Source organism: Novosphingobium terrae, assembly GCF_017163935.1.
GTDB classification, from domain to species: Bacteria; Pseudomonadota; Alphaproteobacteria; order Sphingomonadales; family Sphingomonadaceae; genus Novosphingobium; species Novosphingobium terrae.
The window spans coordinates 836,657-857,126 of sequence record NZ_JABVZR010000002.1 but is presented as its reverse complement, the minus strand read 5'-3'; the positions used below and the strand labels follow the sequence as shown (position 1 = coordinate 857,126).

Sequence of the window (20,470 nt, the reverse complement as noted above, 5' to 3'; positions counted from 1 at the left end):
AGGCTCGCCATTTCAGCCGTTTTCTCTGAGCCTATGCTGGCGAATAAGGCGGATGCCCTCCCGGGGCGTAACGCCAGCATAGAGCACAACAGCGATGACCAATGCTTTTCGCAAATCCTTGCCCGGCAGCACTGTCGACTACATCGACACGTACGCCGCCATCGAGGCGATCCGCCCCGGCGCCTATGATGGGCTGCCCTATGTCTCGCGCGTGCTGGCCGAACAATTGGTGCGCCGCTGCGATCCTGCGCTGCTCACCGATGCGCTGACCCAGATCATCGAGCGCAAGCGCGATCTGGATTTCCCCTGGTATCCGGCCCGCGTGGTCTGCCACGATATTCTGGGCCAGACGGCGCTGGTCGATCTGGCCGGGCTGCGCGATGCCATCGCCGATCAGGGCGGCGATCCGGCGCGGGTCAATCCGGTGGTGCCCACGCAGCTGATCGTCGATCATTCGCTGGCGGTGGAATATGGTGGCTTTGACCCGCAAGCCTTCGACAAGAACCGCGCCATCGAGGACCGCCGCAACGAGGACCGCTTCCATTTCATCGAATGGACGAAGAGCGCCTTCGAGAATGTCGATGTGATCCCGGCGGGCAATGGCATCATGCATCAGATCAATCTGGAGAAGATGTCTCCGGTGATCCAGCTGCGCGATGGTTTGGCCTTTCCCGACACCTGTGTGGGCACCGACAGCCATACCCCGCATGTCGACGCGCTGGGGGTGATCGCCATCGGCGTGGGCGGGCTGGAGGCCGAGACGGTGATGCTGGGCCGCCCCACGATGATGCGCTTGCCCGATATCGTGGGTGTGCGCCTTACCGGCCATCGGGCGCCGGGCATCACCGCCACCGACATCGTGCTCGCCCTGACCGAATTCCTGCGCCGCGAACGTGTGGTCGGCGCATGGGTGGAATTCTTCGGTGAGGGCGCCGACAGCCTCTCGATCGGTGACCGCGCCACCATCTCGAACATGTGCCCCGAATATGGCGCCACTGCCGCCATGTTCCATATCGACCAGCAAACCATTGACTATCTGCTGCTGACCGGGCGCTCATCTGAGCAGGTCGCGCTGGTCGAGACCTATGCGAAGGAAGCCGGCCTATGGGCCGATGCGCTGAAGACCGCCGAATATGAGCGGGTGCTGGCGTTCGATCTCTCCACGGTGGATCGCACCATGGCGGGGCCGTCAAACCCGCATCGCCGCCTGCCCACGGCAGCTTTGGAGGAACGCGGCATCGCCGTCGGTCTGGCCAAGGCTCAGGCCGAGGAACGCGAAGGCTTGCTGCCCGATGGCGCAGTGATCATCGCCGCTATCACCAGTTGCACCAACACATCGAACCCACGCAATGTGGTGGCCGCCGCGTTGCTGGCCAAGAAGGCCAATGCGCTGGGGCTGACGCGCAAGCCTTGGGTAAAGACCTCCTTCGCGCCGGGATCGAAGGTCGCGCGGCTCTATTTGGAGCAATCCGGGCTGTTGCCCGAGCTGGAAAGGCTCGGCTTCGGCATCGTCGCCTATGCCTGCACCACCTGCAACGGCATGTCCGGCGCGCTCGATCCGACGATCCAGCAGGAGATCATCGACCGCGACCTCTATGCCACCGCCGTGCTGTCGGGGAACCGCAATTTCGACGGGCGCATCCATCCCTATGCCAAGCAGGCCTTTCTCGCCTCGCCGCCGCTGGTGGTGGCCTATGCACTGGCGGGCACGATCCGCTTCGACATCGAAAAGGATGTGCTGGGCGTGGTGGAGGGCAGGGAGATCCGCCTCGCCGATCTGTGGCCGAGCGACGAAGAGATCGACGCTATCGTCGCCGCCTCGGTGACGCCCGATCAGTTCCGGCAGGTCTATGATCCGATGTTCGCGCCGCAACTGCGCTCGGAGGCGAGCCCGCTGTATGACTGGCGCCCGCAATCGACCTATATCCGCCGCCCGCCCTATTGGGACACGCAGGGCATCGGCGCACTGGCCGCCCATCCGCGCCGTTTGAAGGCCATGCGTCCGCTGGCGATCCTGCCGGACAACATCACCACCGACCACCTCTCGCCCTCGAACGCCATTCTGGCCAGTTCGGCGGCGGGCGAATATCTGGCGCACATGGGCCTGCCCGAGGAGGACTTCAACTCCTATGCCACCCATCGCGGCGACCATCTCACCGCCATGCGCGCCACTTTCGCCAACCCGCAATTGGTCAATGAAATGGCGGTGGTCGATGGTGCGGTGAAGAAGGGTTCGCTGGCCCGCGTCGAGCCCGAGGGCAAGGTCACCCGCATGTGGGAAGCCATCGAGACCTATCTCACCCGCGCGCAGCCGCTGATCATCATCGCCGGGGCCGATTACGGTCAGGGCTCCTCGCGCGACTGGGCCGCCAAGGGCGTGCGTCTGGCGGGCGTGGAGGCCATCGTCGCCGAGGGTTTCGAGCGCATCCATCGCACCAATCTGGTGGGCATGGGCGTGCTGCCGCTGGAATTTCAGCCCGGCACCACCCGCCTGACACTGGGTCTGGACGGCACCGAGACCTTCGACGTCATCGGGGAACGCCACCCCCGCGCGAAGCTGACTTTGATGGTGCATCACAAGGATGGCGCCGTCACACAGGTGCCCGTCACCTGCCGCCTCGACACTGCCGAGGATGTCTCGATCTATGAGGCGGGCGGCGTGTTGCAACGCTTCGCTCAGGATTTCCTCGCCTCGACGGTGGAGAACGCCTGATGGCCCAGATCCGCATCCCGGCCACCTATATGCGCGGCGGCACCAGCAAGGGCGTATTCTTCCGTCTGGAAGACCTGCCCGAGCGTTGCCGCATGCCCGGCGAGGCGCGCAACGAGCTGTTCCAGCGCGTGATCGGCAGTCCCGACCCCTATGGCGCGCAGATCGACGGCATGGGCGGCGCCACCTCCAGCACCAGCAAGGGGGTGATCATCTCACCCTCGATACAGCCGGGCCATGATGTGGACTATCTCTACGGGCAGGTTTCCATCGACAGTGATTTTGTCGACTGGTCGGGCAATTGCGGCAATCTCTCCACGGCGGCGGGCGCCTTCGCCATCCATGCGGGCTATGTGCAGGCCGGGGCCGATGGCGTGAAAACTGTCCGCATCTGGCAGGCCAACATCGGCAAGACGATCATCGCCCATGTGCCCGTCAAGGATGGCGCTGTGCTGGAAACGGGCACCTTCGAACTGGATGGCGTGACCTTCCCCGCCGCCGAGATCGTGCTGGAATTCCTCGATCCTTCCGATGGAGAGGGCGCAATGTTCCCCACCGGCCATCTGGTGGACGAGCTTGAAGTGCCCGAGGCGCTGGTTTCCGGCGGGCTGCTGCAGGCCACGTTGATCGATGCCGGCATTCCGACGATCTTCGTGCGCGCCGCAGACCTCGGCTACACGGGCACCGAACTGCGCGAAGCCATCAACACCGATCCCGCCGCGCTCGCCCGTTTCGAGGCGCTGCGCACCATCGGCGCCCTGCGCATGGGCCTGATCGCCCGGCCCGAGGAGGCCGCCACCCGCCAGCATACGCCCAAGATCGCCTTTGTCGCGCCGCCTCGGGATTACACCGCCGCCAGCGGCAAGCCGATTGCCGCGCAGGATGTCGATCTGCTGGTGCGCGCGCTTTCGATGGGCAAGCTGCATCACGCGATGATGGGCACCGCCTCGGTCGCCATCGCCACAGCCGCCGCCGTGCCGGGCACGCTGGTCAACGAGGCTGCGGGGGGCGGCGCGCGCCAGTCGGCGCGCTTCGGCCATCCCTCGGGCACTTTGCGCGTCGGAGCCGAAACCAAACTGGTCGATGGACGCTGGACCGCGACCAAGGCAATCATGAGCCGCAGCGCGCGCATCCTGATGGAGGGCCGGGTCCATGTCCCCCACGATGCCTTCTGAAGGCCCCGATCTGCTGGGCGCCATGGTGGATGCCGCCGCAAACCGCGCCCGCGGCGATCTCCCCGGCGCTCTGCGTCTGGCCCGCTGCGAGCAGGTGCAGCTCAACGAGGGTTTTGCCGCCCCCGATGTGAGCATCGAGACATGGCCCGTCCGGCAGGATCGGCACACCATCACCATCTCGGTTTTCGCGACCGCGCCTCGCGGCGAAGGCGGCCATGCCACCGCCGCCACCGGGCGCTTCACCTTCACCACTCTGTCTCACCGGCGGGACACAGGCGCCTGACGCGCACCCGCCCCATCCGTGCGAGGGGATTTGCATGAACGACATCGCTTTCAAGCCCAAGAAGTCGGTCGCGCTGTCAGGCGTCGCCGCCGGGAACACCGCGCTCTGCACGGTGGGCCGCACCGGCAACGACCTGCATTATCGTGGCTATGACATTCTGGATTTCGCCGAAAAGAGCGAATTCGAGGAGATCGCCCATCTGCTGGTCCATGGCGAATTGCCGACACCGGCGCAACTCACCGCCTACAAGGCGAAGCTGCGGACGCTACGCGGTCTGCCGCATTCGGTGAAGGCCGCGCTTGAGGCGATCCCTGCCGCCGCCCATCCGATGGATGTGATGCGCTCGGGCGTCTCGGCGCTGGGCTGTGTGCTGCCTGAAACCCATGACCACAATCTGCCCGATGCGCGTGACATCGCCGACCGGCTGATGGCTTCGCTGGGGTCGATCCTGCTTTACTGGTATCACTTCGCCCATCATGGCCGCCGCATCGAGGTGGAGACCGATGATGATACCATCGGCGGCCATTTCCTGCATTTGCTGCATGGCAAGCCTGCACCCGAAAGCTGGGTGAGGGCCATGCACACCTCACTGATCCTCTATGCCGAACATGAGTTCAACGCCTCCACCTTCGCCGCGCGGGTGATCGCGGGCACGGGGTCGGACATGTATTCGGCGATTGCCGGGGCCATCGGCGCGCTGCGCGGGCCCAAGCATGGCGGCGCCAACGAGGTCGCCTATGATATCCAGAAGCGCTACGCCACGCCCGATGAGGCCGAGGCCGATATCCGCCGCCGCGTGGAGGCGAAGGAGGTGGTGATCGGCTTCGGCCATCCCGTCTACACCGTTTCGGACCCGCGCAATGTGGTGATCAAGCGCGTAGCGCATGCTCTGGCCGAGGAAGCGGGCGCCCGCCGCCAGTTCGCCGTAGCCGAGCGGATCGAGAGCGTGATGTGGGATGCCAAGAAGATGTTCCCCAATCTCGACTGGTTCTCGGCGGTGTCCTACAATCTGATGGGCGTGCCCACCGCCATGTTCACCCCGCTTTTCGTGATCGCCCGCACCTCGGGCTGGGCCGCGCATGTGATCGAGCAGCGGCAGGACAACAAGATCATCCGACCATCCGCCAACTACACCGGCCCCGAAAACCTGACATTCGTACCGCTCGACCAGCGCGGCGAAGCCCGGATTGCGTAAAGGAGTGACCATGCCCTATCTCATCGCCGACGATCTGCCCCGCGTTCCCGCCGGCCAGCGCTTTCGCGAAAGGCTGTCTGCTCCCGGCATCTATCGGCTGCCCGGCGCGCATAATGGCCAGGCGGCGCTGCAGGCCAGAGCAGCGGGCTTCGATGGCCTCTATCTTTCGGGCGCGGCGATGACCGCCTCGATGGGCCTGCCCGATCTGGGCATCATCACCGTGGATGAGGTGGCCTTCTTCATCCGCCAGGTCGTGCGTTCCTCCGGCCTGCCGCTGCTGGTCGATGGCGACACCGGCTATGGCGAGGCGCTCAACGTCATGCATATGGTCCGCACCTTTGAGGACGCCGGGGCAGGCGCGGTCCATCTGGAAGACCAGATCCTGCCCAAGAAATGCGGGCATTTGAACGGCAAGGCGCTGGTGAGCGCGCATGATATGGCCGCCAAGGTGGCCGCCGCGAAGAAGGCCGCGCGCGACATCGTGATCGTGGCGCGCACCGATGCGGCGGGCGTGGAAGGCTTCGATGCCGCCGTGGAGCGCGCGAAGCTCTATGTGGAAGCTGGGGCCGATGCGATCTTTCCCGAGGCGCTCAACACGCGCGAGATGTTCGAGAAGTTCGCGCAGGCTCTGCCGGGCGTGCCGCTGCTGGCCAATATGACCGAATTCGGCAAGACGCCCTTCTACACCGCCGATGAATTCGCGGCGATGGGCTACAAGATGGTGATCTGGCCGGTGTCTTCGCTGCGGGTCGCCAACAAGGCTCAGGCCAAACTTTATGCCGCCATCGCGAAGGATGGCGGGGCGCACAACATGGTCGACGCCATGCAGACCCGCGCCGAGCTTTACGACACCATCGGCCTGCATGATTACGAGGCGCTCGATGCCTCGATCGTCAAGACCATCGTGCCCGAGGCGATCCCACAGGGCTGATCCGGGGCTGACCTCCTCTGTCAAGGTCCGTCGGCCCGAACGGCCTCCCGCATCTGCGCATCGGGAGGCCGTTCACATCTTCATCTCGACTTTTCGCAAAATCCGCATTAGCCTAATCACTGAATAGGCAAGGATTTGTGAAATTCTGTGAAGGTTTTTCGCAGAATTTGCAAACTTTGCGAAGATGAGGGTGAGCGATGCGCAAGGCATTCATGGGCGTGCGGCTGCGCCGACTGCGTGAGGAACGCAACCTCAAGCAGATCGAACTGGCGCAGGCGCTGGGCATCTCGGCCAGCTATCTCAATCAGCTTGAGCAGAACCAGCGCCCGCTCACCGTGCCGGTGCTGGTGAAGATCAATGCGGTCTTCGGCATCGACGTGCAGCTCTTCTCCGAGGATGAGGAAGCGCGCCTCATCACCGATCTGCGCGATGCTCTGTCCGATGGGGCCGAGGCGATCTCGCTGGCCGAGGTGCGCGAGCTGGCGATGAACATGCCTGCCGTGGGCCGCACGCTCACCGCTCTGCACCGCCGCTATCGCGAGGTGGTCGAACGGTCCGAGGCGATGGCCGCGCAGCTGGGCGATGCATGGATTGCGGGCGGGCCGCCGCGCATGCCCTTTGAGCAGGTGCGCGACTTCTTCTATGCACGCCACAATCACGTCGAAGAGCTGGATGAAGCTGCCGAGCGGCTTTATCGCGAGGCCAATCTCTCACCGCGCGGTCTTCAGGAGGGGGTGATCGCCTGGCTGAAACATCGGCATGACGTCACGGTGCTGCGCCTTGATGATGGCGCAGCACCCCGGCGCTACGATCCGCACAGCCGCACGCTTCATGTTTCGGCCGGGCTCAAGCCGGGGCAGCAGACCTTCCAGATGGCCACGCAACTGGCCTTTCTGGAACTGGCGGATGAGATCGACCGTCTTGCCAACAATCCCATTCTGGCAGGCGAGGAGGCGCGCAAGCTCGCCCGCATCGGACTGGCGAATTACTTCGCGGGCGCGCTGATCCTGCCCTATGGCCCCTTTCTGGCCGCCGCCGAGGCGGAGGCCTATGATATCGAAAGGCTGGGGCGCCGCTTCGGTGTCGGTTTCGAGACGATCTGTCACCGCCTCTCGACATTGCAACGGCCCGAGGCGCGGGGCGTGCCCTTCTTCTTCATCCGTGTCGACCGGGCGGGCAACATCTCCAAGCGGCAATCGGCGACGGATTTTCACTTTTCGCGCGTGGGCGGTACCTGCCCCTTGTGGAACGTCTATGAGGCCTTCGCGCAGCCGGGACGCGTTCTGACGCAGGTGGCACAAATGCCGGATGGGCGCACTTATCTGTGGGTGGCGCGCACGGTGGGCAGCGGCAATGCGGGATATGGCATGCCCGCCAAGACTTTCGCCGTGGGCATGGGATGTGACATCCGCCATGCCTCAAGGCTGGTCTATTCACGTGGTCTCGATCTCAATGATCCGGGCATTGCGACGCCGATCGGTGCTGGATGCAAGGTCTGTGAGAGGCCCAACTGCCTGCAGCGCGCCTTTCCGCCCATCGGCCGATCCGTTGCGGTCGATGAGAACCAGAGTAGTGCGACGCCTTATCCGGTGGCATGACGGGATCGGGCTGGAGATGATGGCAATCCGGGCCGCGCGATGAGGCGAACGCGCCTTCCCGCCATTGAACCGGCGCTTACGGATTGCGGGCGGTGACGACCCAGGCGGCGCCCTCGAACATGATCGCGGTATCGCCGGGCCGCGTGGCGCAGGCCTTGCGCACCGCTGCCGCTGCCTGCTCCTGAATCTCGGGCGGCTGTTCGGCCAGAGCTCGCGACAGAGGGCCGACCTCGAAGGCCATGCGGACGGCATCGTCCAGCGCCTCCTCGCGAGAGGCACCCTTGCCGAAGGGGATGGCATGGTCGAGCGCGGCGCAGGCGATGTTGGCAAAGCCGGCGGCGGCAAGGATGCGCGTGATGCGATCCGCCGCGCCGAAGGAGAAGGGGCCCGGCGCCTCCGGATCGGGCGGCGGGGCGGCGGGCACCAGACCCTTGATCGCCCCCATCGGCAGGCGCACCCAGTCATTCTCGGCAGCGCCGCGCCAGCAGACGAAAGCCAGCCGCCCGCCCGCTTTCAGGGCAAGGCGCAGATGGGCGAAGGTGGCCGCCGGATTGTCAAAAAACATCACGCCAAAGCGGGAGAACAGCAGGTCAAACCCTTGCGATGGCAACTCGGCCCGGGCCGCATCGCTCAGTTCGAAGGCGATGGCGGGCTGGTCGGCGGTAAGGCTGCGGGCACGCTCGATCAGCGGCTGGGAGATATCCAGCCCCAGCACGCGCCCCTGCGGCCCGACATGATCGGCCAGCGCGCGCGTCGTGGTTCCTGCGCCGCAGCCGATATCGAGGATGGCCTCATCCCGCCGGGGCGCGGCGGCGGTGATGGCAGCCTCTCCGAAAAGCGCCAGCATGGCGTCGAGACGTGTCTGATGATCGACCCAGCGCTGACCGCTCGTGCCGTTCCAGTCGGAGACCTGATAGATGGTGGGCTGAGTCATAGGGGAAGGTTATTGCAAGCAAATCGCAGATTCAACGGCTCGTTTTCAAACCCGGCCTGTAAATTACTTTTTGCATAGAGGCAGCGGGCGTCGCTCTTGCAGAAAATCCTTTATGCCGCTTGTTGCCGGGGATTCTTTCCGCTACCGCAAGTTGCGAAAGGTTCGCAAATGTCTGATCCCTTCGCCCCTTCTGATGGATCGGCATGAGGCCAAGCTTGAAAAACCAGCCTGCCACCTTGAACTTCTACACCGCGCATCGCCGCATGCTGGTGGATTATGCCATGCAGATCACCGGTGATCGCGCTCTGGCCGAGGACATCGTGCAGGATGCCTGGCTGGCGCTGGCGGCGCAGGGCGGCGATGTGATCGTGCTGGACCCGCGTGCCTATCTGCGCCGCACCATCCGCAATCTGGCGATCAATGCGCTGCGCCGGAAGGTGCGGGAGCGCAAGATCGGCGGGGAAGAGCTGGACGCCTCGGTGTTGGAGGTGGCTCAGGACGCGCCTTCGCCCGAGGCCGATGTGATCGCGCGGACCGAACTGGCCTGCGTGATGGGCGTGCTGGCCACCCTGCCCGAGCGCCAGCGTGTGGCCATCGAGATGTACCGTTTCGGCGGCCACAAGCTGCGCGAAATCGCCGAGCATCTGGGCGTGTCGATCCCGCTGGTCCATCTGCTGGTCTCCGAAGGGCTGGCGATCTGCTCGGAGCGCTGCGGGCTGGAGCGGCTTTCCGCAAAAAATCGCTGAAAAACGCGGTTCGGTGGATGTCCTTGAGTCATGATGCGCGCCAGCCTTGCTCTGTTCCTGTCAGGATTGCGCGGAACCCTGCGGGCGCGCGCCCATGGATGACGCCTGGCGCAAGGCCCAGCATGAGGCCGCCGACTGGCTGATCCTGCTGCGCGAGGAGCCCGAGGATGCCGGGCTGGCCCAGCATTTCGAACATTGGCTGGATGCCGATCCCCTGCATGTCCGCGCCTGGGCCAGCGTGGAGGGCGTGTTCGAGGCCATAGGCGATCACCCTCCGCCCCCCGCCGCTACTGCGGAGCCTGCCCGGCGCCGCTGGCCGAACCGGCGCTTGGTGGGGGCGTCGGCGGGGCTAGCGCTGGCGGCCTGTCTGGCGTTCGCCATCCTGCCATGGGCGCGGTTGCATTGGCAGGCCGATGTGATCACCGGCGCCGGCGAAACGCGCGATCTGCGCCTCGCCGATGGCAGTCGGGTGCGGCTCGGCCCTGAAAGCGCCCTTGCCCTGCCCGGGCAGGGACATGACAGGACGGTGCGCCTGCTGGCAGGGCAGGCGTGGTTTGAGGTGAAGCATGATCCCGCCGCACCGTTCCGCGTCAGGGCCGGGCACATCACGGCTATCGATGTGGGGACGGCCTTCGATGTGCGGCGCATGGGCAAGGTGACCAGCGTGGCCGTGGCGCAGGGCGCGGTGCGCGTGCTCGATCTGGGCACGGCGCCCGCCACCACGCGCTCGCTCACCGCCGGGCAATGGGTCTCCATCGCCAGAGATCACGCACTGATCGAGGGGCAGGAGGCGCCCGGACTGGTCGGCGCATGGCGCAACGGCACCGTCGTCATCCGCAACCGCACCCTGTCCGAGGCGATTCAGGAGTTGCGCCCCTGGTATGGCGGCGGGATCATCCTGACCGATGCCGCTTTCGGTCAACAGCGGATCGATGGCGTCTATGATGCCCGATCCCCGGCCGTGGCGCTGGACGCGCTGGTGCTGTCGCGCGGGGGCGTGGTGCGGCATGTGACGCCATGGCTGATGATCGTCTCCGCGCATTAGGCTTTCGGTCCAGCCACAGGAAATTTCGATCTTTTTTGAAAAAGCCGCGCCGGGGTTTGTCTTCCTGATAAATTGACGTTCATGAGACGCATTATCAAAAATAAGCGTCTCTTCAGGGAGTATCACATGACGGGGTTTGCACGCGGAGACAGAATGACAATGGCCATGACGGCGGCATGGCTGCTGGCCGGCAGCATGCTGGCCGGAACGCCCGGCGGGGCCATGGCCCAGACCGCCGCTGCCACCAGAAGCTTTGCCATCCCGGCCCAGCCTCTGCCCGATGCCATCGTGATCTTCAGCCAGCAATCGGGCCTGCAGGTCACCGCCGATGCCGGGCTGATGAGCGGGCGCAGCGGCGCTGCAGTCTCCGGCGCGATTGCGCCGGCGGCGGCGCTCAGCCAGCTGCTGGCGGGCACGGGCCTGACCTTCCGTTTCGTGGCCGACCATGCGGTGCGCCTTGAAGCTGCACCTCAGGCGCAGGGCTCCGCCATTGCGCTGGGGCCGGTACAGGTGGAAGGGCAGGGCGCTGACAGTGCTACCCCCTCGGTCGCCCCGCTCGAAGCGATCCGCGGCCTGCCGCCCGCCTACGCCGGGGGCATGCTGGCGCGCGGCCAGCGTGTGGGCATCCAGGGCAATCAGGACATCATGGACACGCCCTACACCGTCACCACCTATACGACGGAGGCGGTGCAGAACACGCCTTCGGCGCAGACGGTGATGGATGTGCTCAGCACGCTCTCGCCCTCGGCGCGCAACCAGTGGAACAGCGCGGGCAGCTCGGCCAGTCAGGTCAATCTGCGCGGCTTCAGCGTCGGCTCGGGCGATATCGGCTATGGCGGGCTTTATGGCGTGCTGCCGACATGGTCGGTGGCGCCCGAACTGGCCGAGCGGATCGAACTGCTCGAAGGGCCCACCGCTTTCCTCACCGGCATGCCGCCGGGCGGCTCGGTGGGCGGGGCGGTCAATCTCGTCCCCAAGCGTGCCACCGATGTGCCGATCACGCAGGTGACGGCCAGCTTCTCGGGCAAGTCGCAGCTGGGCGGCCATGTCGATCTGGGCCGCCGCTTTGGTGACGCGGGGCAGTTCGGCGTGCGTTTCAACGGCGTCTATCGCGACGGCAACACCGCCATTGATCACAACCGCGACCGCACGGCGCTGGCCTCGCTGGGGCTGGACTATCGCAGCGATACGGTGCGGCTCTCCGCCGATCTGGGCTATCAGGACCGGGTGATCCGAGGCATTTCGCCCTATCTGGTGCTCAATCCGGGGCAGGACATTCCCGCGCCGCCCCGCGCCAGCCTGAACAGCGGCCAACCCTGGAGCCGTTTTTCCAGTCAGGACTGGTTCGGTGCCCTGCGCGCCGAGGCGGATCTCTCCGACCATATCACCCTGCATGCCGCCGCGGGCGGCGACATCTGGAAGCAGCATGATCTGGAGGACGGCAATCACACGCTGACCGATGCGCAGGGCGATGTCACCGTCAACCAATGGAACATTCCGGGCAGACAGAAGACGTGGTCGGTGGCGGCGGGGGCCAATGGCTGGGTCGACACCGGGCCGGTGCATCACAAGCTCAGCCTCGACGGCACGGCGCTGGGCACCACCTTCTGGGGCTGGACGGGCAATACGGGCCCCGATCTCACCTCCAACATCTATGCGCCCAGCTTCTATCCCGGGCCCGACATTCCCGAGGCGCCTGCGGTCAAGCAATACACCACCCGCCTTTACAGTCTGGCCGTGGGCGACAAGCTCTCGGTGCTGGACGAGCGTGTGCAGCTGACGCTGGGTGGCCGCCTGCAGCGCGTGCAGGCGATCAATTACGACAACGATACGGGCGCGGTCAGCTCGTCCTATGATCGCAGCACCTTCAGCCCCTCCTTCGGGCTGCTGGTCAAGCCGCTGAAACCGCTTTCGCTCTATGTGAACTATATTCAGGGGTTGCGGCAGGGCACGGCCGTCACTCAGCCCTATGCCAATGCCGGAACCGTCTTCCCGCCCTACAAGACCAGCCAGTATGAGGCCGGGATCAAGCTGGATCTGGGCAGTTTTGCCACCACCCTGTCGCTCTATCAGCTGGCCCAGCCCAGCCTGCTGGTCGATACGCCCAGCAACACGATGAAGCTGATCGGCAAGCAGCGCAACCGCGGGTTGGAGCTGAACATCTTCGGCGAGCCGGTGAAGGGCCTGCGCGTGACCGGCGGCGTCAGCCTGATCGATCCGGTGCTGACCCAGACGCAGGACGGGCTGGACAATGGCAAGACCGCCAGCATGACGCCGGGCGTGCAGAGCAATGTCGCGCTGGAATGGGATGTTCCCCGCCTGCATGGCCTGACGCTGACCGGGCGCTTCATCTACACCGGCTGGCAGTATTTCGATCTCGACACCGGCTATGACCGCCGCATCATCCCGTCGTGGACGCGGGTGGATCTGGGGGTGCGCTATGTGCTGGACAGGCTGCTGGCCAAGCCGGTGACCTTGCGGCTGGACGTGCAGAACATCGCCAACCGCAGCTATTGGGCCTCCGGCTGCTGCAGCGCCTATGTGATGGAGGGGCTGCCGCGCAATATCTCGGCCTCGGCGACGTTCAACTTTTAAGGGCGGATCGGGCCGGGTCAGCGGTTTGCCCGCGATCCGGCCACCTTGCCGCGCGGGCAGGCATGCCGTGACGAATATGCTGAAAATCAGCGACGCTCAAACGTCTGATTGTTGAAGGGCTAATGCGAGGCGATCTCATATCCGGGATGCCGCATCAGCCGCGATGGAACAAAGGTGATGATGTCTTGGACTGCAATGGACGGACGCCCTGCCCAAGCCGCCTGAGGACAGGCCGGGCGAAACCCTCGAACGGGTCGTGCCGGTCGAGTTCTTTATCCACTGACAGTGCCGGAGCACCTTCCTTGCCCAGCCTCCAACCCCGCGCGGCCCGGCCATGAGCGCTTTCCTTCCTTCTATCCCGCGCCGCCGCTGGCTGTGGCTGGCCCTTGGGTTGGGGTTGCTGGTCTTGCTCTGGCTGGGGGCCTCGCGGTTGATGGCCGATCCCGCCGAGGGTTTTGAAACCGCCACGGTGACGCGCGGCGATGTGGAGGAGACGGTCTCGGCCCTGGGCAAGCTTCAGCCGCGCACCTATGTCGATGTGGGTGCTCAGGCCTCGGGGCAGTTGAAGCGGCTGCTGGTCCAGCCCGGTGATCAGGTGAAGGCGGGCCAATTGCTGGCCGAGATCGACCCGCAGGTGCAGGCCGCCCGGCTCGAGTCCGACCGCGCCGAACGTGACCGGCTGATCGCCACGCTGAAGGATGCGCAGGCGCAGGCTGACTATGCGCAGGGCGAGTTGGCCCGCCAGCAGCAATTGCGCGCCGCCAATGCCACCCGCACGGATGTCTTCGATCAGGCCCGGCGTGATGCCATCTCCGCGCAGGCGAAGGCGCAGGCCATCCGCGCCCAGATCGTTCAGGCGGAGTCGACGTTGAAGTCGGATGCCGCCCAGCTTGGCTACACCAGCATCTATGCGCCGATGGGCGGCACGGTGGTGTCGGTCGATGTACGGCAGGGGCAGACGATCAACGCCAATTACACCGCCCCGGTGCTGCTGCGCATCGCCGATCTCTCCGCCATGACGGTCTGGACACAGGTCTCGGAGGCCGATGTCGGCCAGTTGAAACCCGGTATGAGCCTGTGGTTCACCACGCTGGGCTATGGCGAGCGGCGCTGGAGCGCGCGCCTGCGCCAGATCCTGCCCGCGCCGCCCAAGCCTGTCACCAGCGATGCTGCCGGCGCCCAGCCTGCCAGCGCAGCCGCCTCGGCCAACAATGTGGTGCTTTATACGGCGCTCTTCGATGTGCCCAATGGCGATGGCCTGCTGCGCCCGGAGATGAGCGCTCAGGTCTTCTTCATCACCGCCTCGGCGCATCGCCGCCCCACCGTGCCGATGACCGCCCTGACCTTGACCGACAAGCCGGGCCGCTACACCGCTCAGGTCGTCAGCGGGCGCAGGCTGGAGACGCGCAGCATCACCATCGGCACGCATGACCGCTTCACCGCTCAGGTGCTGTCGGGCCTGTCCGAGGGCGAGCGCGTGGTGACGGGGCGCAAGCCGGGCGGCGAACCATCCCTGCTGAGCCTGCGCTGGTGACGATGAGCGATACATCGCTGATCGCCCTGCGCGGGTTGCGCCGCAGCTATGGCAGCGGCGACAGCGCGGTGGAGGTGCTGCGCGGCGTCGATCTGGAAATCCATGCGGGCGAGTTCGTGGCGATCATCGGAGCTTCTGGCTCTGGCAAATCGACGCTGATGAACATCCTCGGCCTGCTCGACCGGCCCAGCGCGGGCTCCTATGCCTTCGAGGGCGCAGATACCGCCCATCTTTCCCGTGATGCGCTGGCGGCTCTGCGGCGCGAGGCTTTCGGCTTCGTCTTCCAGCAATACAATCTGATCGCCAGCGCCACGGCGCGCGAAAATGTCGAGGCCCCGGCGATCTATGCCGGCACCCCGCCAGAGATCCGCGCCGCGAAAGCCGAGGCCCTGCTCGCCCGGCTGGGGCTGGCGACGCGCGCCGATCATCGTCCTTCGCAGCTCTCGGGCGGGCAGCAGCAGCGCGTCTCCATCGCCCGCGCGCTGATCAATGGCGGGCGTGTGATCCTCGCCGACGAACCGACCGGCGCGCTCGACAGCCACAGCGGCGCCGAAGTGATGGCGCTGCTGACGGAGCTGGCCGGGCAGGGCCATACGGTGATCCTGATCACCCATGATGCCCATGTGGCCCAGGCCGCCGACCGCCGCATCGAAATCGCGGATGGCCGCATCGTGAGCGACACAGGCCGGGCGCCCTCGCGGGGCAAGGCCCTTGCCGCCGCTCCCTCCGATCACCACGATGCTCCCTTGATGGCCGATGTGGCCGAAGCGTTGAAAGCCGCGCGCCGCTCGCTGGCCTCCAGCCCGGCGCGCACGGCGCTCACGCTTTTGGGCATCGTGATCGGGGTGGCCGCGGTGATCGCCCTGCTCGGCATCGGGCAGGGCGCGCGGCAAACGGTGGTCGATCAGGTGGCGCTGTTCGGCACGGCGCGCCTCTATGTCGAGCCGGGCGGCAGCAATCCGCGCGGTCCCGGCGGCGTGCTGACGGCGCAGGATGCCGAGGCCATTCGCGGCCTGCCGAATGTCCGCGCCGCCATGCCTTACCTGACGGGCCATGTGACGGTGCGCCACGGCAACATCGATGCGCAGACCAGCGCCACCGCCGTCACCAGCGAGTATCCGCTGATCCTCAACTGGCCGATGGGGCAGGGGCGCTTCTTCACCCCCGAGGATGAGCGCGGCCTCGCCGCTGTCACCGCCATCGGTGTGAAGGTGCGTGACAAGCTGTTCCCCGATGGCAGCGATCCGCTGGGCCAGTTTATTCTGGTCAACAATGTGCCGTTTCAGGTGGTGGGGGTGCTGTCGTCGAAAGGCGCGCTGTCGGGCGATGCCGATGATGACGACACCATCGCCATCCCCTTTTCCACTGGCAGTCAGCGGATTTTCGGCACGCCCAATGTCTCCTGGCTTTCGGTGTTGATGGAGGATGCCGCGCAGTCGGACGAAACGGTCAAGATCATCACCACCGTGCTGACCGACAAGCATCACATTCAGGACTTCACCATCTTCAACAAGGCCGCCGCCGTGCAGGCCCAGAGCAAGACCGCCGACACGATGACCATGCTGCTGGGCTTCACCGCCGCCATTTCGCTGCTGGTGGGGGGCATTGGCGTGATGAACATCATGCTGACCACCGTAAGCGAGCGCACCCGCGAGATCGGCATCCGCATGGCCACCGGCGCGCGCACCGGAGACATCCTGCGCCAGTTCCTGACCGAAGCCGTGTTGCTGGCAGGCGTGGGCGGCGTGGCCGGGCTGGTGCTTGGCCATCTGGTGGGGCTGGCGGCGGTGCTGATCGGCACGAGGGTGATCTTCACGCTGCATGCCGCGCTGATCGCCTTCGGTTCGGCGGCGGCGGCGGGGGTGGTCTTCGGTTACAGCCCGGCGCGGCGCGCGGCGCGGCTCGATCCGGTGGTGGCACTGCAAAGGACATGAGGGCAGAGGACATGAGGATGCGCCGTTTTCCCTTAAGCCTGGCGCTGCTGGCCCTGTCCGCCTGTTCGACCACGCAGGAGGCACCGCCTCCCGCCATGGCTTTGCCCGTAAGCCTTGGCACCCCCGGCCTTGCTGAAACCGAGGCATATTGGCCCGATGCGGAATGGTGGCACGGCTTCGGCAGCGAGGAGCTGGATGGTCTGGTGGCTCAGGCGCTGGACGAAAACACCGATATCGCTGCAGCCATGGCGCGGATCGATCAGGCGCGCGGGGCCTTGCGCATCGCGCGCGCGCCTCAGCTGCCGGCGGTGAACCTGTCCGCGCAGGGGTTGCGGCAAGGGGCCAACAGCAGCAGCGGGGCCTCCAGCGGCAATTTCGCCTATGCCGAGGTTGCCGCCAGTTGGGAGGCCGATCTGTGGGGCCGGTTGCGGGCGCAGGCGCGCTCGGCAAGGGCCTCTTTGGCGGTCAGTCGCTTCGATGCGCAGGCGGTGCGCCTCTCCGTTGCCGCGCAGGTGGTGCAGGGGTGGCTGACCCTGATGGAACTGCGCGAGAGGCAGGCCCTTGCGCGCGCCGATCTGGAGGCGGCGCAGGGGTTGCTTGCCCAGACCCGGGCGTTGCTGAAAACGGGTGAGGCCTTGCCCGGCGATGTTGCGGCCCAGCGTGCTCTGGTGGCGCAGGTTGAGGCGCAGATGGCCGCATTGGAACGGGCCGAGAATGAGGCGCGGGTCAGTCTGGCCATTCTGCTCGGCCGCCCGGCACAGGGCTTTGCGGTGCGTGGTGCGGGTCTGGAGGCCATCACCATGCCCACCTTGCCCCATCCCGGCCTGCCTGCCCAGCTGCTCACGCGGCGTCCGGATGTTGCCGCCGCCGAGGCCGCGCTGGCGGCTTCGGGAGCCGATGTGGCTGCGGCGCGGGCCGCCATGCTGCCGCGTATCACCTTGTCGGCCAGCGGCGGGGGGCAGGTGGGCACCGGGCCCAGCGAGGCGCTCTACACGCTGATGGCCGGTCTGGCCCAGCCCTTGTTCGACCATGGCGCTCTGGCCGGGCAGCGCGATTCCGCCATCGCCCGAAGGCGCGAGCGCGAGGCTGACTATCGCAAGGCCGTGCTCACCGCGCTGGGCGATGTGGAGCGTTCCCTCAAGGCGACGCGCCAATTCGACCGCGAGGTGGCGGCAAGGCAGGAGGCTGCCGAGCAGGCACAGAGCGCGGTCGATCAAGCCAAGCTGCGATACACGGCGGGCAAGGAGGACATCACAGCCATCCTTGCCGCTCAACGCACGCTGTTTGCCGCGCGCGATGCGCTGGCCAGTGCGCGGGCGGAGCAGTTGCGTGAGGTGGTGGCGCTGGATGCGGCGCTGGGTGGTGGATGGCGCGTATGAACGATCCGCCATGGACCGTCAGCGACTTCTGACGGGAGGCATGGTCCAGAGGCAGAGCAGGGACCCGGCAGTTCGTGATAGCTGTCGCATTGCGACACCTAAGCCTGTCCAGCGGGCGATGAAGGGAAGCCAGCTTTCGGGGGCGTGCCCTGGAAAAGTGCACGACTGTTGGCGGAAGAATAAGGAGCAAGCTGGAATCTCCAATACAGGTTTCCCGACTCCATCGCATCAACGCAAGAAAGCAGCTCCATCGACTTCAGTCGCATGGAGCTGCTCTAGTCAGAACTGTGCTTGCGAGTGACCGGATTCAAAGACTCTTGGGCATTCCGAAACGGGCCCGGAAATCGGTCAGGTCGAAGCTGAAATCATCCATTGCGTTGAATTCGGCATCCGTCATCCCGGGATGTTCCTGCTTCTTGTACCATGCGGCATAGTCCGGGATCTCGCTGCTGAACTTCTTGTAATGGGTCGAATAGGTGCGGACCTTGACCTTGGGCACGCTGCTCGCGAAATCGAAGGTCATCAGGCGCATCCAGCCGTCACCGATGCCTTCCATCGTCTTCTTGGCCCCGGCGTCGATCACGGTTTGCTGGCGCCCCTGATAGTCCGAGAGCAACTGATAGACCGGATGGCCCAAACGGTTGGGATCGGTGCGGAACCACTGGGCATGTTCATGGCCGCACAGGACCATGAAGATCTGGTCATGCTTGGCGATGAACTTGTCCCACATCATCTGGGGCGTGTTGGCATCGGGATCGAGCGCGTGATTGTCGACGATGGGATTGGGTTCGCGGGCGCCGCCGGTTTGCAGGAAATCATGCATGGAGATGATCGTGGGCAGGCCGGGGTAGCGCTTCACGATCTCCTCCGCCCATTGAAGCGAGGCCTCGGGCGCGTCGAACTGCAGGCCGATATGCAGGAAGGTGTAGCCGCCCGCGGTGAAGATCTGGGCGTTGTCCGCCCCGCCATCATGGCTGGCGACATACCACGGCTTGCCCTTGAAGAAGTCGGACTGGTCGGAAAAGACCGAGCGCCAATTGTCCAGCCCGCCGACATGCAGCATGCCGATGTTTTCCTCCGACTTGATCACCGGTTTGGGCGGGTGGTTCGAATCCGGAAACTGCGCATCGTAATCGTGATTGCCCGGCACGGCGGAGAAGGGCACCTTGCCGTTGATCAGCTCATAGGCTTCCTTCACCTTGGGGGCTTCGATCGTCAGCACCTTGGGGGTGGGGGCCAGAAAGGCGTCGATCATCGGATTGTTGCCGCGCTTGAGACCAAGGGCCTGGCTGTGCGGGTCGATCGGCAGGGTCTGATGTTGCCAGGCGTCGCCCAGCGTCATGACGAAGGCGATGTCTCCACCCTGACTGCGGGCGTGATCGGCGACGAACTGCATCTGTTCCAGCAGCATCGGCGCAGCATCGAAGGCAAAACCGGCATTTTTCTGATGGTTGAAATCGACATAGTTCTGCGTGTCGGGGATCACCGCGATGGTGAAACTCTGGTCACTGGCAGCCTGTGCCTGCGCTGTCGTCACGGGAGAGAGGGCGATCAGCGCAGAGGCCGCGAGCAGGGCTTTGGCAAATGTCATCGGTTGGCTTCCTTTGAAGATCACAGATTGACGCGCAGGGTTGCGCCATAGGTTGCGGGATCGCCGAAGAAGGCGACCAGCGTGCCGGGCACCAGCGATCCGTAATTGAAGTAATTGTTGATCCGGCGCTTGTTGGCGACATTGCGGCCCCAGAACGAAAGATCCCAACGCCCATCGCGATCACGGACGCCGAGCCGCAGGTTCACCACCGCGTAATTGCCGGTGATCGAATAGATCGAATCATCGTTCGATCCATAATAGTGAGAGCGCCATGACACTTCGGGGCTGAAATAGACGTTGCGCGTCTTGCCGATCGGGGTTTCGGCTGTGCCGTTCAACCCCATCGTCCATTTTGGCGCGCCAACGATGGGCTTGCCGGACAGGTCGCAGGTCGTTGAGCCGGTCGGCGCTTCAATCGGGCATGGCGCGCTGGTGTAGGACAGATATTTGGCGTCATTATAGGCGACGAAACCATGGAGGCTCAGCCCGCGCATCGGGGCGGCGGTGACCTCGAATTCCGCGCCCTGCGTGCGCGCGGCGCCCGCACTGACGATGGGGTTGATGATCGACATGCCGCCCGCGCCAGACGGATTGGCGACCACCTGCGTCACATTGGCCTGATAGTTGCTGATATCCATGCGGAACAGGTCGAAGGTGGCTGCCAGCTTGTGGTGGAACCAGTCGCCTTTGAGGCCGATCTCGTAATTGGTCGCGGTTTCCGGGCGCACGGCATATTGGTCGAGCGGCAGCGTGCCGGGCGCCTGCGTCGTGTTGAGCCCCCCGGCCTTTTCCCCGTGCGAGACGGTGAAATAGGTCATCA

Annotated in this window: 15 protein-coding genes; 12 read left to right on the top strand and 3 right to left on the bottom strand. The window is 65.3% G+C overall.

The genetic code is table 11. The features are described 5' to 3' along the window. Positions 1-94 precede the first annotated feature (94 nt). From acnD to HGK27_RS22230, 6 genes are all read left to right on the top strand, one after another. A complete protein-coding gene (acnD, locus tag HGK27_RS22255; protein ID WP_206245085.1) occupies positions 95-2,713 on the top strand; it encodes a Fe/S-dependent 2-methylisocitrate dehydratase AcnD in 2,619 nt (872 codons plus the stop codon). Next, a complete protein-coding gene (gene prpF / locus HGK27_RS22250; RefSeq protein WP_206245080.1) occupies positions 2,713-3,885 on the top strand; it encodes a 2-methylaconitate cis-trans isomerase PrpF in 1,173 nt (390 codons plus the stop codon). Before acnD ends, prpF begins: the two co-directional genes overlap by 1 nt. Further along, a complete protein-coding gene (locus HGK27_RS22245) occupies positions 3,863-4,168 on the top strand; it encodes a hypothetical protein (protein ID WP_206245078.1) in 306 nt (101 codons plus the stop codon). Before prpF ends, HGK27_RS22245 begins: the two co-directional genes overlap by 23 nt. 34 nt (positions 4,169-4,202) lie before the next feature. Beyond that, the gene (gene prpC, locus HGK27_RS22240; RefSeq protein ID WP_206245076.1) at positions 4,203-5,363 is read left to right on the top strand and encodes a bifunctional 2-methylcitrate synthase/citrate synthase; all 1,161 of its coding nucleotides are present in this window, start codon (positions 4,203-4,205) and stop codon (positions 5,361-5,363) included. A 10-nt stretch (positions 5,364-5,373) separates the two neighbouring features. Further along, complete coding sequence (gene prpB, locus HGK27_RS22235; RefSeq protein WP_206245074.1) at positions 5,374-6,294, top strand: methylisocitrate lyase; 921 nt, start codon at positions 5,374-5,376, stop codon at positions 6,292-6,294. A 197-nt stretch (positions 6,295-6,491) separates the two neighbouring features. Next, a complete protein-coding gene (locus HGK27_RS22230) occupies positions 6,492-7,892 on the top strand; it encodes a short-chain fatty acyl-CoA regulator family protein (RefSeq protein WP_206245072.1) in 1,401 nt (466 codons plus the stop codon). A gap of 76 nt (positions 7,893-7,968) precedes the next feature. Here the strand turns inward: HGK27_RS22230 and HGK27_RS22225 are convergent, their stop codons facing one another. Beyond that, positions 7,969-8,826 carry a class I SAM-dependent methyltransferase gene (locus tag HGK27_RS22225; RefSeq protein ID WP_206245071.1) on the bottom strand — a complete coding sequence of 286 codons (858 nt, stop codon included), beginning with the start codon at positions 8,824-8,826 and terminating at the stop codon, positions 7,969-7,971. Between the two features lie 215 nt (positions 8,827-9,041). Here HGK27_RS22225 and HGK27_RS22220 point away from each other — a divergent pair, with 215 nt between their 5' ends. The 6 genes from HGK27_RS22220 (at position 9,042) to HGK27_RS22195 (ending at position 18,059) form a co-directional block, all read left to right on the top strand. After that, the gene (locus tag HGK27_RS22220) at positions 9,042-9,572 is read left to right on the top strand and encodes a sigma-70 family RNA polymerase sigma factor (RefSeq protein WP_206245069.1); all 531 of its coding nucleotides are present in this window, start codon (positions 9,042-9,044) and stop codon (positions 9,570-9,572) included. Between the two features lie 94 nt (positions 9,573-9,666). Beyond that, entirely contained in the window at positions 9,667-10,617 is a 951-nt protein-coding gene (locus HGK27_RS22215; RefSeq protein WP_206245067.1) for a FecR family protein, read from the top strand. Between the two features lie 153 nt (positions 10,618-10,770). After that, positions 10,771-13,212 carry a TonB-dependent receptor gene (locus HGK27_RS22210; RefSeq protein WP_206245062.1) on the top strand — a complete coding sequence of 814 codons (2,442 nt, stop codon included), beginning with the start codon at positions 10,771-10,773 and terminating at the stop codon, positions 13,210-13,212. A 334-nt stretch (positions 13,213-13,546) separates the two neighbouring features. Further along, the gene (locus tag HGK27_RS22205) at positions 13,547-14,746 is read left to right on the top strand and encodes an efflux RND transporter periplasmic adaptor subunit (protein WP_241127744.1); all 1,200 of its coding nucleotides are present in this window, start codon (positions 13,547-13,549) and stop codon (positions 14,744-14,746) included. A gap of 2 nt (positions 14,747-14,748) precedes the next feature. Next, a complete protein-coding gene (locus tag HGK27_RS22200) occupies positions 14,749-16,680 on the top strand; it encodes a MacB family efflux pump subunit (RefSeq protein ID WP_206245060.1) in 1,932 nt (643 codons plus the stop codon). A 17-nt stretch (positions 16,681-16,697) separates the two neighbouring features. Continuing rightward, positions 16,698-18,059 (top strand): efflux transporter outer membrane subunit, encoded by a 1,362-nt coding sequence (locus HGK27_RS22195; RefSeq protein WP_206245057.1) that lies wholly within the window; start codon positions 16,698-16,700, stop codon positions 18,057-18,059. Between the two features lie 307 nt (positions 18,060-18,366). On the opposite strand, the gene HGK27_RS22190 is transcribed toward HGK27_RS22195, so the two are convergent. Beyond that, on the bottom strand, positions 18,367-19,650 hold the full coding sequence (locus tag HGK27_RS22190; protein ID WP_206245055.1) for a metallophosphoesterase: 1,284 nt from the start codon (positions 19,648-19,650) through the stop codon (positions 18,367-18,369). Positions 19,651-19,670: 20 nt separating this feature from the next. Then, positions 19,671-20,468 (bottom strand): TonB-dependent receptor domain-containing protein, encoded by a 798-nt coding sequence (locus HGK27_RS31315; RefSeq protein WP_274617189.1) that lies wholly within the window; start codon positions 20,466-20,468, stop codon positions 19,671-19,673. Between the last annotated feature and the right edge of the window lie 2 nt (positions 20,469-20,470).